The sequence below is a fragment of the Zunongwangia atlantica 22II14-10F7 genome (assembly GCF_002094855.1).
Taxonomy (GTDB): domain Bacteria; phylum Bacteroidota; class Bacteroidia; order Flavobacteriales; family Flavobacteriaceae; genus Zunongwangia; species Zunongwangia atlantica.
In genome coordinates this window covers 64678-76907 of the sequence record NZ_ARYN01000004.1, presented here as the reverse complement: position 1 = coordinate 76907, position 12230 = coordinate 64678, and the positions used below count along the sequence as shown (strand labels likewise).

Annotated in this window: 14 protein-coding genes and 2 tRNA genes; 7 read left to right on the top strand and 9 right to left on the bottom strand. The window is 35.4% G+C overall.

The annotated features are described in order from the left end of the window. Nucleotides 1-3: 3 nt before the first annotated feature. The 8 genes from IIF7_RS05220 to IIF7_RS05185 all read right to left on the bottom strand — a co-directional run bounded on the left by IIF7_RS05220 (nt 4) and on the right by IIF7_RS05185 (nt 6102). Complete coding sequence (locus IIF7_RS05220) at nt 4-261, bottom strand: phosphopantetheine-binding protein (protein ID WP_013072188.1); 258 nt, start codon at nt 259-261, stop codon at nt 4-6. Further along, on the bottom strand, nt 254-850 hold the full coding sequence (locus IIF7_RS05215) for a 3-oxoacyl-ACP synthase (protein WP_084840627.1): 597 nt from the start codon (nt 848-850) through the stop codon (nt 254-256). Before IIF7_RS05215 ends, IIF7_RS05220 begins: the two co-directional genes overlap by 8 nt. Then, complete coding sequence (locus IIF7_RS05210) at nt 843-1997, bottom strand: beta-ketoacyl-[acyl-carrier-protein] synthase family protein (protein WP_084840796.1); 1155 nt, start codon at nt 1995-1997, stop codon at nt 843-845. Before IIF7_RS05210 ends, IIF7_RS05215 begins: the two co-directional genes overlap by 8 nt. Then, nucleotides 1997-2413: an acyl-CoA thioesterase gene (locus IIF7_RS05205; RefSeq protein WP_084840626.1), complete on the bottom strand. Its 417-nt coding sequence runs from the start codon at nt 2411-2413 to the stop codon at nt 1997-1999. Before IIF7_RS05205 ends, IIF7_RS05210 begins: the two co-directional genes overlap by 1 nt. Before the next feature lie 81 nt (nt 2414-2494). Continuing rightward, on the bottom strand, nt 2495-2944 hold the full coding sequence (locus IIF7_RS05200; protein WP_084840625.1) for a hypothetical protein: 450 nt from the start codon (nt 2942-2944) through the stop codon (nt 2495-2497). A 9-nt stretch (nt 2945-2953) separates the two neighbouring features. After that, on the bottom strand, nt 2954-3832 hold the full coding sequence (locus tag IIF7_RS05195) for an LpxL/LpxP family acyltransferase (protein WP_084840624.1): 879 nt from the start codon (nt 3830-3832) through the stop codon (nt 2954-2956). Nucleotides 3833-3835: 3 nt separating this feature from the next. Next, nucleotides 3836-4567: a 3-oxoacyl-ACP reductase FabG gene (gene fabG / locus IIF7_RS05190; protein WP_084840623.1), complete on the bottom strand. Its 732-nt coding sequence runs from the start codon at nt 4565-4567 to the stop codon at nt 3836-3838. Beyond that, nucleotides 4564-6102, bottom strand: a complete 1539-nt coding sequence (locus tag IIF7_RS05185; protein WP_084840622.1) for an HAL/PAL/TAL family ammonia-lyase — start codon at nt 6100-6102, stop codon at nt 4564-4566. The genes fabG and IIF7_RS05185 overlap by 4 nt, the downstream gene beginning before the upstream one ends. 176 nt (nt 6103-6278) lie before the next feature. Between IIF7_RS05185 and IIF7_RS05180 the strand changes: the two genes are divergently transcribed. From IIF7_RS05180 to IIF7_RS05150, 7 genes are all read left to right on the top strand, one after another. Then, a complete protein-coding gene (locus IIF7_RS05180) occupies nt 6279-7511 on the top strand; it encodes an NAD(P)/FAD-dependent oxidoreductase (protein WP_084840621.1) in 1233 nt (410 codons plus the stop codon). 167 nt (nt 7512-7678) lie between these two features. Next, nucleotides 7679-7760: transfer RNA gene (locus tag IIF7_RS05175), tRNA-Ser, on the top strand. A gap of 34 nt (nt 7761-7794) precedes the next feature. Further along, nucleotides 7795-7872, top strand: a tRNA-Pro gene (locus tag IIF7_RS05170). A gap of 719 nt (nt 7873-8591) precedes the next feature. Then, nucleotides 8592-9005: a hypothetical protein gene (locus tag IIF7_RS05165; protein ID WP_084840620.1), complete on the top strand. Its 414-nt coding sequence runs from the start codon at nt 8592-8594 to the stop codon at nt 9003-9005. Next, complete coding sequence (locus IIF7_RS05160; RefSeq protein ID WP_139801272.1) at nt 8977-9372, top strand: hypothetical protein; 396 nt, start codon at nt 8977-8979, stop codon at nt 9370-9372. The genes IIF7_RS05165 and IIF7_RS05160 overlap by 29 nt, the downstream gene beginning before the upstream one ends. Before the next feature lie 40 nt (nt 9373-9412). Continuing rightward, nucleotides 9413-10138, top strand: a complete 726-nt coding sequence (locus IIF7_RS21195) for a DUF3667 domain-containing protein (protein WP_084840618.1) — start codon at nt 9413-9415, stop codon at nt 10136-10138. Beyond that, nucleotides 10128-11132, top strand: a complete 1005-nt coding sequence (locus IIF7_RS05150) for a DUF4421 family protein (protein WP_084840617.1) — start codon at nt 10128-10130, stop codon at nt 11130-11132. Before IIF7_RS21195 ends, IIF7_RS05150 begins: the two co-directional genes overlap by 11 nt. A 175-nt stretch (nt 11133-11307) precedes the next feature. Here the strand turns inward: IIF7_RS05150 and IIF7_RS05145 are convergent, their stop codons facing one another. After that, the gene (locus IIF7_RS05145; protein ID WP_084840616.1) at nt 11308-12186 is read right to left on the bottom strand and encodes an AraC family transcriptional regulator; all 879 of its coding nucleotides are present in this window, start codon (nt 12184-12186) and stop codon (nt 11308-11310) included. Between the last annotated feature and the right edge of the window lie 44 nt (nt 12187-12230).

Genomic DNA, 12230 nt, shown 5'->3' with positions numbered 1-12230 from the left:
AGATTACTTAGTACGGTTCGCTTCAATAAAATCTGCCATTTTATTGATACTTTCAAAAATCTCACGGCCTTTTTTAGGATCGGTAAGTTTGATACCGTAATCTTTCTCCAGTAAAACGATAAGCTCTAAGGCATCGATTGAGTCAAGACCAAGACCGTCTCCAAAAAGCGGTTCATCATTTTCAATATCGCTCACCTCCATATCCTCAAGGTTTAGCTGCTCTATAATACTGGCTTTTAACTCGGTATGCAAATCAGTCATAATCGGCATCGTATATTTTGCGTATTTGTTCTTCAGAAGCTTCTTTTTTATGAGATTCTGAACTTAGCCACAAAAATACATCATATTCATCATTGTGCAAGTTTAACCAGGCACAAAGCACTTTATTTGCTTTTTTAGATTCTATTAACTGCTTAGAATAATCGATTATTAAATTCGCATTAAACTCATCTTCAACAAAAAAGACATTTTCACTTTTTAATTGATGCCGAATGCTAATCTCACCCAAAACAATATTTGGTAAGGTGTAAACGAAAAGCGAAGGCGACGGAAATTCCTTAACCGATTCCTGATAATTTTGATCGCTATCTAAACTTGAACTATTATTACTGAAAACCAAAGCCGTTTCCTCATCGATATTGTTGTTTTTCAGCGCAATTTCTGAAGCGACGAAACCAAGTTTAGAAAGCCTGTCCATTTTATGGAATTTGGGATATTTAATATTCAAAAACTTAAAAGAAGTCTTTAAAAACCGAGCAATATCAGCTTCCGAAGAAAATATCACTTCGCCATCTAAAATGATCTTTCCTTTTGTAATCCGCACCCAATGCTCTACCCCAAGATTAGTCATTTTCTCCTTCCTTTTTAAAAATCATCGCCAAATTACAGCCACCAAAACCCGAAGCTGTTTTTAAAACATAGTCCAGATTTATCGATTTTCGATATGCTGTAACCACATTTATTTTTTTGGAAACTCCGGTTTCTGTAAAATTTAGGCTTGGATATAATTCGCTATTCAGCATCATGTGTTTACATAAAATTGCTTCGATCAATGCAGAAGCGCCCAACGTATGCCCATAATAGCCTTTTACACTATGCAGCGGAATTTCACCTAATTCACTTCTGGAAATCGCAATCGCTTCCATTTCATCGTTGTAAAGCGTAGCCGTGCCGTGCGTGGAAATTGCTTTAATTGCTTCGGAAGAAATCTGAGCTTCTTTTAATGAATTCTGAATGCTTTTATACAAACCTTCACCCGTTCGTGATGGTCCTGAAATATGATTTGCGTCGTTTGCTGAAGCATCGCCTGCCAGGCTTATGTTAACCGAATTTTTCTTCGGAAGATCGCTTACCAAGATCGCTGCAGCAGCTTCGCCAAGATTAATCCCGGTTCGATCTTTTGAAAAAGGCTTGCAATCATTTTCACTAAGCGCCTGAAAAGAATTAAAGCCGGAAACAACAAATTTCGATAACATATCCCCACCAACTACAATCGCCGTAGAGAATTTCCCGACGTTGATCATTTTCTTAGCAACGGCCAGTGCCAATCCACCCGAAATACAAGCGTTTGAAACTACAATTGGCTTCAATTTAAAGCCAAAAAAATCCTTGATAATATTGCCCAAATTCGATAAAAATAGGCGTTCTTTTTTAAAGTCGGCCAAATCATCTAAAAGATGAATATTTCCTTTAGTTGTTGAAATTATGAGTCCGGTTTTATCTAAATCTAATTCCGGATTTTTATCTAAAACTCCCTGAACCGCCAGCAACATCATTTGCTCGAGCTTTGTAAAGTCTTGCGGATTCCCAATTTCAGAAAAAGCATCGGTCAGTATTTCTGAATTAACTATTCCCGCACAAATTGGAGTCTCTAAAAACTCATTTTTATTAAGTTTCTGTAAACCGGTAGTTCCGCTTCGCAGATTTTCAAGATTTTTTGAAGTAGTAAATCCAAGCGGGGAAATTATGCAATCGTCATGTAAGTAAAGCTTCTTCATTAAATAAGCCCTATTTTCTTTTTCCAATCTAGAAAAAATGAAGGATTATTAAGCACTAATTCTCCATTTTTATCTGTAAAAACCTGTACCGTTTCACCGGTACAGATCAATTTTTCGTCCTTAAAAATTCTATAAGTATAAATGATCTTTGCAGCGTCTGTTGGAATAAAAGTGGTTTCAACCGTACATTCATCCCCATATTTTAAAGGCAGTTTATGCTCGCAAGTAGATTTTACGATAGGTGTTGCAAAACCATTTACTTTGGCGTCTAAATAAGAAATACCGTGTTGCACACCAAAATCTTCACGACCTTCCTCAAAATACTTCAGGTAATTCCCATGCCATACAATTTGCAAAGAATCGCATTCGCTAAAACGCACTTTCAGTTTAGTATGTATGCTTAACTTATTATTCATTTTTGAAAAATAATCGCATCAGAAAAGACGATGCTGAAAAGAATTTTGCTTCAAAAGATCTAATTAAAGCTAAATTATGGCTTAATCTACCGTTACAGTTTTCATCTCTGAAGTTGCGATCACCTGCTCGTTTTCATCCATAGTTCTTGCCGTAACCAAAGTCACTTTCATTACTTCGTGCAAGATCTCGACATGCGTGGTAAGCTGCTCGCCTACCTTTGGTAACCTAAAAATTTCAACCGACTTAATCGCGCCAATAAAACCTGTTTGTGGTTTTTCCAATCCGCCAATATAGCCTTGATAACCACGATGCAGCGACATACTTTGCGCCATGTGCTCTATGAGTCCGGGCTCAGAAAAGATTCCGTTTTCTACCAAAATATTATCGGCCGGCACCAAGAATCCGGTAATTCCGGTAAGTTTAGTATAATCGTGCAGTTTATCGACCATTACAAATGGTGGTTTCTGCGGAATTAGTTTTATGATCTCCTGTGGATCTAAAATAGGAGCTTCAAGTAGTTTTTCTGCCATAAAAATTGTTTAGCTGAAATCATTCCAATAGTCATAAAAATTATACCACTGATGCGGATATTTTTTGACCATTTTTTCAAGATTTTCAAGATACGCTTTTAAAACTTCTTTGGGAGTATTTTTTTCAGGAATATAAGGCCTTGCATAGAAATGATAATGGAAATTTTTCTCTCGCATTATATGAACAAACAAGACCGGAATATCATTTCTTATCCCCAGTTTAAACGGCCCTTGCGGAAATTTTGCCTTAGCATCCAGAAAATCAGCCTCCCAGATTTTGGCTTCCTCTAAATAACGATCTGCCGCAAAAACCAGTAATTCATTATTCTTTAGTGCCTGGTTCATTTTAAAAATATGAGAAAGGTCTTTTTGAAGCACAATTATTTTAACAGCCGATTGGCCCGTAACCGACTCCATGTAATTTTTGATATTCTCGTGTTCAAAATCACTAATCACCAAATTAATTACAGCGCTGGTATGCTTTTCATCAAAAAAATGTTTTGCGAGATTAAAGTTACCAATATGCGCAGTAAGTAGAATTCCACCTTTATTTAATTTTCGAAGATTTTCGATATGTTTTATACCATCAAATTCAAAAGTGTATCGATCTTTCATTCCGGCGGTGATCACTACACGATCCAGCTGAACTTTCCCGTACTTAAAATAACTTTTGTAGACATTTATAAAAGCACTAAAACCAGAATAATTTAATCTTCTGCGGAAATAATAGTACATACTTCGCGAAGAAGTTGGCGCAAAAATGAAGAAATACAGCGCAATAAAAATCAGTAGAAAATATGCCGGATATAAACCGAAGGTTCGAATAATAAATACGTATATCCGAATCGTTAACAGCGTTCCGCGTGATTTTCCACTCCAGCCTGCCATGCTTTAAGAATATAAACCGCCGTTGATATTAATCACCTCTCCAGTGATGTAGGACGCTTTTTTTGAGGCCAGGAAACTAACCAGATCGGCAACTTCTTCAGCATCTCCAAATCGCTGTAACGGAATCATTTTTTTTAACTCTTTTTCATCAAAATCGGCTGTCATATCTGAAGTTATAAATCCGGGAGCCACCGCATTTACGGTAACTTTTCGTTTCCCGATTTCCTGCGCTAAAGCTTTTGTTGCTGAAATTACCGCTCCTTTCGCCGCCGAATAATTTACCTGTCCAGGATTTCCTTTTACACCAGATAAAGAGACGATATTAATAATTCTGCCATATCTTTTTTGCAGCATACTTTTTACAAATTGCTGCGTCACATTATAAAATCCGTTTAAAGACGTATTGATCACCGAATGCCAATCCTCTTCTCCCATCCACATAAACAAACCGTCTTTTGTGATTCCTGCATTATTCACGATCACTTCAACAACAGCTTCAGGATTCGATTTTTGCCAGTTTTCGAGGGATTTTTTGGTAGCTTCAGCATTGGCAACATCAAATTGCAGCAAATCGCAGGTAACATCGCTTTCTTTAATAATTTTAGCAGTTGCTTCAGCAGCTTCAGTATTCGAATGATAATTCAGTAAAATATGATACCCCAAATCTGTCGCTAATTTTATAGCGATGGCTTTTCCTATTCCGCGTGAACCTCCTGTTACTAAAGCGTATTTCATTTATAGATTTCGTTTTCTTTTAAAGACTTTGTAAAATCTTCTATTGTTGCATATAATGGAAAATCTTGTTGATCTTCCAATTCAATTTTATGCTGAAATTGTTTAAAAACAGCCTTCGTTTTTTCGCTAAAACTATCAAGATCGTCAATATATTTTATGCCCTGAACAATCGCCATCATTTCTACCGCAAGCACCTGGTACGCATTATCGATCACCGTTTTGGCAATGTTTGCAGCATTGGTGCCCATGCTCACAATATCCTGATTATCATTATTATTCGGGATGCTATGCACATACATGCTGTTTGACAGCGTTTGATTTTCAGCAGTGGTTGAAACCGCCGTAAACTGCGCGCCCTGCAATCCAAAATTCAGCCCCAATTTACCTAAATTCACAAAAGGCGGGAAAATTTCGTTCAGTTTGCTATTCAGAAGATAATTTAATTGCCGTTCGGCCAACATCGATAATCGCGTGATCACGAGTTTTAATTTATCCATTTCAAGCGAAATAAAATCGCCGTGAAAGTTTCCGCCGTGATAGACCATTTGCTTTTCAACGGAAACAATTGGATTGTCGTTAGCCGAATTTACTTCGTCCATCAAGATCTTTTCTGCGGAATTTATCGTATCCAACACCGGACCTAAAATCTGCGGAATGCAGCGCAAACTATAATATTCCTGAACTTTCTCTAAAAAAATTGCTTCAGAATTTGACGAATCTCGATATAAATGATCCTGCCTGTTTTTAATACGTTGACTTCCTTTGAGGTGATCACGCATCATTTCAGCGATACTATGCTGACTTTCATGTAATTTCGAAGCATTCAATTCCGAAGAAAAATGATCGGAATAAGCCGAAACCAGTTCGTTCAACATTGAAGAACAACAAACCGACCATTCCAGTAATCGCCGAGCATGAATCAGGTTCACGATCCCAATCCCCGTCATTACCGAAGTTCCATTAATCAAAGCCAACCCTTCTCGTAATTTAATTTCGATAGGTTTGATATTCAATTCCTCAAAAACCGATTTTGTAGATTTTCGTTCGCTTTTATAAAAAACTTCTCCTTCACCAATCAAAACCAAGGCTAAATGCGCTAGCTGCACCAAATCGCCAGAAGCTCCTACCCCACCGTGTTCAAAAATAAGCGGTGTAACATCGTGATTAATCAATTGCTGCATCGTCTCTAAAACCGAAATATTAACTCCGGAATATCCCAAAGAAAGCGTATTTAAACGGGCCAGCATCGATGCCTTTACGTACAAAGGATCGATAGGTTTCCCGGTTCCTGAAGCATGACTACGAATAAGATTATACTGCAATTGCAAGCGATCTTCGTCTTTAATTCGATATTGCGCCATAGGACCGAAACCTGTATTTACGCCGTAGATCACCTTATCTTTTGCAAATTCCTGTAGAAATTGAAAAGATCTATCTGCTTTTTGAAGAATTTCAGCAGAAATTTCAAGCTTTTGATTTTCAAATAAAACCTCTTTGAAATCGGTTATTTTTAATGGAGCTTTGATGCTAAGCATAATGATTTGGTTAGGCGAAACCGCAATCGGTTCAGCCGCAAATGTAGTATATTTACTCGATAATCGAGATTTTATGAGCGCTTAGACTGTTGTTTACAATTATTGATTTACAGTTTTAAACTCAAAATCAGATTATTGAGAACGATTTTTAGAAATTCCAAAATTTCATTGAACGCATGAAAAGAGAATTTACCGATATTTTAATTATTGGCGCAGGGCCATCTGGAATGGTTTCTGCCGGTTATCTTCAGCAACATAATGTGCAACTAAAAGTGGTCGAAAAACAGCGATTTCCGCGTTTTAGCATTGGCGAAAGTTTGATTCCGCGCTGTATGGATAATTTTGCTGAAGCCGGTTTATTGGAAACGATTGATAAGCATGGATTTCAGCGAAAATTTGGTGCTCGTTTTATCAAAAATGAGTTGGTAGGAGAATTCGATTTTAGTCAGAAATTCGGCGAAGGTTGGGATTGGACCTGGCAGGTTCCCAGAGCCGATTTTGACAATATTTTAGCTGAAGAAATAGCATCACGCGGCGTAGATATTGCTTTTGAAACCGAAGTGATCGCGGCAGATTTCACTAAAGAAAATCCTGTTATTACTATTCAGCATAAAAACGGAGAACAAACCGAAATTGAAGCCAAATTCGTGATCGACAGTAGCGGTTTTGGCCGTGTATTACCTAGATTATTAGATTTAGAAAAACCATCTAAACTAGAGTCGCATTCATCTATTTTCACTCATATCGAAGAAACCGATCGCCCAGATGGCAAAGAAGGCGAATTGATCACTTTTGAGGTTTTAGAAACCGAAGTTTGGTTTTGGTATATCCCCTTTTCTAACGGAAAAGCAAGTTTAGGATTTGTGGCACCAACAGCATGGTTTGATCAATTTGATGGTGATCCAAAAATTGCTTTTAATCAAATGATCTCGAAACTGAATTATTATAATGGCAGATTTGATAATTATGAGCCTGAATTTATTCCGAGGAAAATAAAACATATCGCGAAAAGCGTAAAATCTCTCTTCGGAAAGAATTTTGCTTTAACGGGAAATAGCGCCGAGTTTTTAGATCCTGTGTTTTCATCTGGAGTTAGTTTTGCAACAGAATCGGGTTTAAAAGCTGCGAAATTAGCCTTAAAAGAATTAAATGGCGAAAATGTAGATTGGCAAACAGAATATGAAGATTACATGAATGAAGGTATTGCCGTGTTTTCGAGCTATGTAAGAGATTGGTATAATGGTGATTTACAAGATATTTTCTTTCATAAATCACCAAATCCCGAATTTAAAAGTCAGATTTGTGCAGTTTTAGCCGGATATGTGTGGAACAAAGAGAATCCATTTGTAAAAAAACACAAACGCATTGTTGGATCTGTCGCTAAATTTATAAATCTTGAAAATTCATGAAAATTTTATCGATTTTTAACCTACTGAATAGAAAAGGTTTATCTATAAAATCGATGAAACTCCCGAAAAATAAAGAGAAAAAAGCTTAAAAAGGTTTGCAGGCTTCGTAAGTTTGATATACATTTGCAACCGCAAAAATGATTGCGAAGTTCTTTTTAAAATTACTAGGAGAGGTGGCAGAGTGGTAATGCAGCAGCCTGCTAAGCTGTCATCCTTCGGGATGCCCGGGTTCGAATCCCGGTCTCTCCGCAAATCGCGTCCAAGTCGCGATCAATAAATAACTCGGGGTGTAGCGTAGCCCGGTCATCGCGCCTGCTTTGGGAGCAGGAGGTCGCAGGTTCGAATCCTGCCACCCCGACCAAGACCATATTAAAATGGCATAAAAACCTTGTTAATCTGTTGATTTTCAAGGTTTTTCTGTTTTTAGATGGTTTTTCATATCATTTGCAATCATTAAAAATGAGTCCGATTCGGTGACTTTTTTTTGGTTATCTTGTTGTTCATATTGATTTGACTTTCGTTTTCACGCCTTTTGTCTAATTTGAAAACGAAACACTATGAAAAATGCCGTAAGTTTTGGAATTCGTTTTATTCCAAAATCATCGAAAGCTTAAAAAGCCAGTATTCATTTTTATAGCGACTTTCTTATTAAGAAGTTAAGAGAATCCAGGTTGCATGTTCGCGCTATAGCTTTTCTTCATTTCATCTTACGTTTCTGAATAAGGAGCTTTGGTTTGTAAATATTCTATAGATGCATTTAAATTAAATACGAACTTTTCTGGTATTGGAAAAATATCTTTGAAAATTTGGCGCTACAACTATTCCGTAGATAGCATTTGCATCTGAATCTGAGTTTGTATAAATATAACTAAAACCAATATGAGCCATCCTTTACATTGGATTAATTCTTACAGTTTAGCCTATTCGATATATTTACCCAATAATCTGCTTTAATGATTATAACTAGGCTCTGAACATTATCCTTTTACTATTCATTTTTTTCTTCCATAATAAAAATCCTATAGGATTATGTTAAAAATCTAACTATATTAGTAAATACTAACCAACTCTTTTTCAGACATGAACCTACCAAAATCAATCATCACATTTGCTATAATCACTTTAAATCTCATTGCTTCCAACATCTTCGCTCAAGAGAAAATAGATGTTGTTTATATGATTAATGGTGAAACCAAAGAAGGAAAAGTAACCGGGATACATGAGACCAGTATAGATTTTGTATACACCGGAGAAGACCTAACTTACGAGCTTAAGAAATCTAATATCCAAAAAATTGTTTTTGCAAGTGGTCGTACCCAGATCATAACACAACCAACGGAACAAATTTTAAATACACCAACTTCTACCGCTGCTGAACGGAAAAATAAACTGGCGGTATTGCCATTTACAATGGTTTCAAACGATCAAGGGTTAATGAGCGAAGCCATGTCTGGTCAAATTCAACATGCGGCAATCAATTCTTTTAAAGAATAATTTGGATCCTAACAGTATTAAAACGATGATGCCACAAAAAGTAGCAGAATTATTAGGAGTTGAATTTGTGGTGTACGGAACAGCCAATATTACTTTTGAAGGTACTCGTTCCTATGGAAGTTCAAGCACAACATATAAAGATAAGACCGAAAAGGACAAAGATAAAAGTTCAGGGAAAGAATTTACTTCCAACAGTTCCTCAACAGTTTCAAATTATGACACTGCCATAGAACTAAATATTTTTTCTGATACCGGAAGTAATCTATATTCAGTTAGCCGAAATGGGTTTGGAAATTCTTTAGACACCTATGATGGTACTTTAAATTACCTGATAAAGAGATCTCCTTGGGGTAGTAAAAATAAATAGAGCAAGTAAATAGTTTTATAAACTTCAGGTCTCCAAATTCATGATCATTTGCAAGAACTGCCATAATCGATTTCAAGGTAATTATTGTAACAGATGTGGGCAGAAATCCACAGTTAAAAGAATTCATCGTGGTTTTATTTTCAATGATTTACAATTAGGCCTCTTTAATATCGACTCAGGATTATTTTTTACGATTAGAGAGCTATTCACTAGACCGGGATATGCTATCAAAGATTATATTGTAGGTAAAAGGGTTAGATATTTTATGCCTGTCTCCATGCTTATTTTATTATCCACGATCTATAGTTTCTTATATCATTATTTAGAAATTGATCTTTTTTTTCAGAGCACAAATAAGTTCGGAGATGATGAAAAATACATGCAGCTTGTGCAATCCTTAGATGGTAATTATGTTTACTATATTCTGATGAGCCTTCATATATTCTCATTCAGTTCGTGGCTATTGTTTAGGAAAAAAGGCTTCAATTTTTCTGAACATTTCGTTCTTAACTCTTACGCTGCCAGCCAAAGACTAATATTTCATACGATCACTTTAAGCATTCTTTATGTTGTACCTGAAGAGCCCCAGATACGGCAATTGATTACTCGCATACAATTGATCGTTGATATATCTCTTATTGTCTGGTGTTATTTTCAGTTTTTCAACTTAAAAATTATTCCCCTACTTGTTAGAACCGCATTAAGCTTATTACTATCGTACATAATACTCACTATTTCAATCGCTATTTTTTATTATGTTATATAAATTCATCAATTTAAATCTACTACTCGTTGTGATCTTTTCTTTTGTTTTTCAGGCTACCATAGCACAACAAACAGATTCTTCTGCCATCATTTCTTATGCTGAAAAAATGCAAATTAAATTGAAAGTCGATTCTCATATAGAAAATTATTATGTGTCGGATGGCGGGGATGGAACAGATTTTAATCTTGCATTAAATAATGATCTTCGGCTAACCTTCCTTTTAGACTATAAAATCTTAAGTATTTCGTATTCCTTTACACCTGATTTTTTACCCGGAAATCATGGTGATGAAGAAAAAGGTGAAAGTAGTTATTCAGATCTTAGTTTTAGACTATTTCCAGGACAATTTGCACAGGAGTTTATCTATCAGCGTATGAAAGGTTTCTATGTTGCCAATTCCGACGATTTTTTAGAAGGGCTGCCCAATGACACGTATTATATTCTATTCCCAGATCTTAAAAGAACTTTTTATGGCGGATCCACCGCCTACATTCTAAATCCTGATTTTTCTCTTGAAAACTTGGTTTATCAAAGAGAATGGCAAAGATATAGTACAGGGAGTTTTGTACCGCGTTTAAAATACGGTTATACTGAATTCACCAATGATTTTGGAGATTTTGAAGGTAAAGAGAAAGATTATGATTTAAGTCTAGACTTAAATTATTATTATAACTGGGTAGTCGCTAAAAAATTTAATGTATCTCCATATGCTTATAGTGGATTAGGAATGCAAATCGAAAATTATAAACAACAGGGAGAAAATATTAATGAGAAGGAGGTGAACACCTATTTTACAAAGGAGTATGGCGGAGGTCTGCAAATAGGGTTCAATACAGATACCTTTCTTATGGGCACTCGTGTTTCATATAATTCATTTCATTATAAAAATAGTAACGAAACAAAGATTCGTGATGATTCCTGGTATGGATTGTTTTTCATTGGATACAGATTAGATCCTCCTCAGAAATTAAAAGAAATAGTGGATAAATTTTAATTGACCCTGATAATTAATAAATTACCAGGCTTTTTTATTAGCACCGCCAGAGGATTTATTACCCCAGGGCATGCCTCGGAATTAAAAATTTATTTCTAACGAATGCCTTGTGGGCTTACCACGAAGTCCATTACTTAATTTAAATGAACTCCAAAAGTAGAACAATCCTTTTTTGTTATAGCTTATATTCCGACCTAAACTCTATAGGATTTACTCCAACATTATTTTTAAAAAATTTTGAAAAATGACTCAAACTCTTAAAACCCAAATTCTCTGATATATAAAGGAGTCCTGATTCATTTTTAAGTATAGCCGCTTTTGCTTTTAAGATCACGAAATCTGAAATTAACATTTTTACACTCTTTCCAAGTACTTGATGTGTAATACGATCTAGATGCCGTTTACTTAAATGAAGCTGGGCAGCATAGAAACTTACCGTCTTATGAGTTCTGTAATTCTTACTAATTTCTTTTTCCAAGTTGTAAATTACATTAAAATACTTAGATCGGCTATGATCCAAACTTTTATATTTATTTAAATAATGTCTAGAAAGATCGATGTATAATATAGAAATAAGGTAAGCGATCTTTCTAAAGCTTAAATATCCACCAGACCTATATTCATCTTTTAATAAATGAAATTGTTTAACAATCGATAGTCTTTCTTTTTCATTTAAAAATAAAAATGGTGGATTATGATAAGATAAATAGAAAGGATAATCACTCATTTGATCATTCGGTAATAATAGATCGAACAGGTCTTTCGAATGAAAAAAGATATATCCCTCGGGAGCTTCTGAAAATTTCCAGGAGTGTATTTGACCTGGGCGCATAAAAAAAACTGTCCCCGGTATTATATCATAGCTTTTGAAATCTATTTCATGAGTTCCCTTTCCTTTTGTAAACAACACGCATAGATAGAAATCATGACCATGAGGAGATAAGATCATGTTCTTATTCTTTTGAAGGTGAAGACTAAAATCATTAAAATAAAAATCTTTCTTATCTAAGTTCTTTTTGAACTTTGGTATGGTAAGTATTTTAGGTGCATCCATTATGTCTTAAAAGTATAAAAAAATGGACAAATCAGATAATAACA

Excerpts from the sequence above, each read along its gene's own strand:
- IIF7_RS05220 (WP_013072188.1), bottom strand. The coding sequence starts at position 261 with ATGACTGATTTGCATACCGAGTTAAAAGCCAGTATTATAGAGCAGCTA.
- IIF7_RS05215 (WP_084840627.1), bottom strand. The coding sequence starts at position 850 with ATGACTAATCTTGGGGTAGAGCATTGGGTGCGGATTACAAAAGGAAAG.
- IIF7_RS05210 (WP_084840796.1), bottom strand. The coding sequence starts at position 1,997 with ATGAAGAAGCTTTACTTACATGACGATTGCATAATTTCCCCGCTTGGA.
- IIF7_RS05205 (WP_084840626.1), bottom strand. The coding sequence starts at position 2,413 with ATGAATAATAAGTTAAGCATACATACTAAACTGAAAGTGCGTTTTAGC.
- IIF7_RS05200 (WP_084840625.1), bottom strand. The coding sequence starts at position 2,944 with ATGGCAGAAAAACTACTTGAAGCTCCTATTTTAGATCCACAGGAGATC.
- IIF7_RS05195 (WP_084840624.1), bottom strand. The coding sequence starts at position 3,832 with ATGGCAGGCTGGAGTGGAAAATCACGCGGAACGCTGTTAACGATTCGG.
- fabG (WP_084840623.1), bottom strand. The coding sequence starts at position 4,567 with ATGAAATACGCTTTAGTAACAGGAGGTTCACGCGGAATAGGAAAAGCC.
- IIF7_RS05185 (WP_084840622.1), bottom strand. The coding sequence starts at position 6,102 with ATGCTTAGCATCAAAGCTCCATTAAAAATAACCGATTTCAAAGAGGTT.
- IIF7_RS05180 (WP_084840621.1), top strand. The coding sequence starts at position 6,279 with ATGAAAAGAGAATTTACCGATATTTTAATTATTGGCGCAGGGCCATCT.
- IIF7_RS05165 (WP_084840620.1), top strand. The coding sequence starts at position 8,592 with ATGAACCTACCAAAATCAATCATCACATTTGCTATAATCACTTTAAAT.
- IIF7_RS05160 (WP_139801272.1), top strand. The coding sequence starts at position 8,977 with ATGCGGCAATCAATTCTTTTAAAGAATAATTTGGATCCTAACAGTATT.
- IIF7_RS21195 (WP_084840618.1), top strand. The coding sequence starts at position 9,413 with ATGATCATTTGCAAGAACTGCCATAATCGATTTCAAGGTAATTATTGT.
- IIF7_RS05150 (WP_084840617.1), top strand. The coding sequence starts at position 10,128 with ATGTTATATAAATTCATCAATTTAAATCTACTACTCGTTGTGATCTTT.
- IIF7_RS05145 (WP_084840616.1), bottom strand. The coding sequence starts at position 12,186 with ATGGATGCACCTAAAATACTTACCATACCAAAGTTCAAAAAGAACTTA.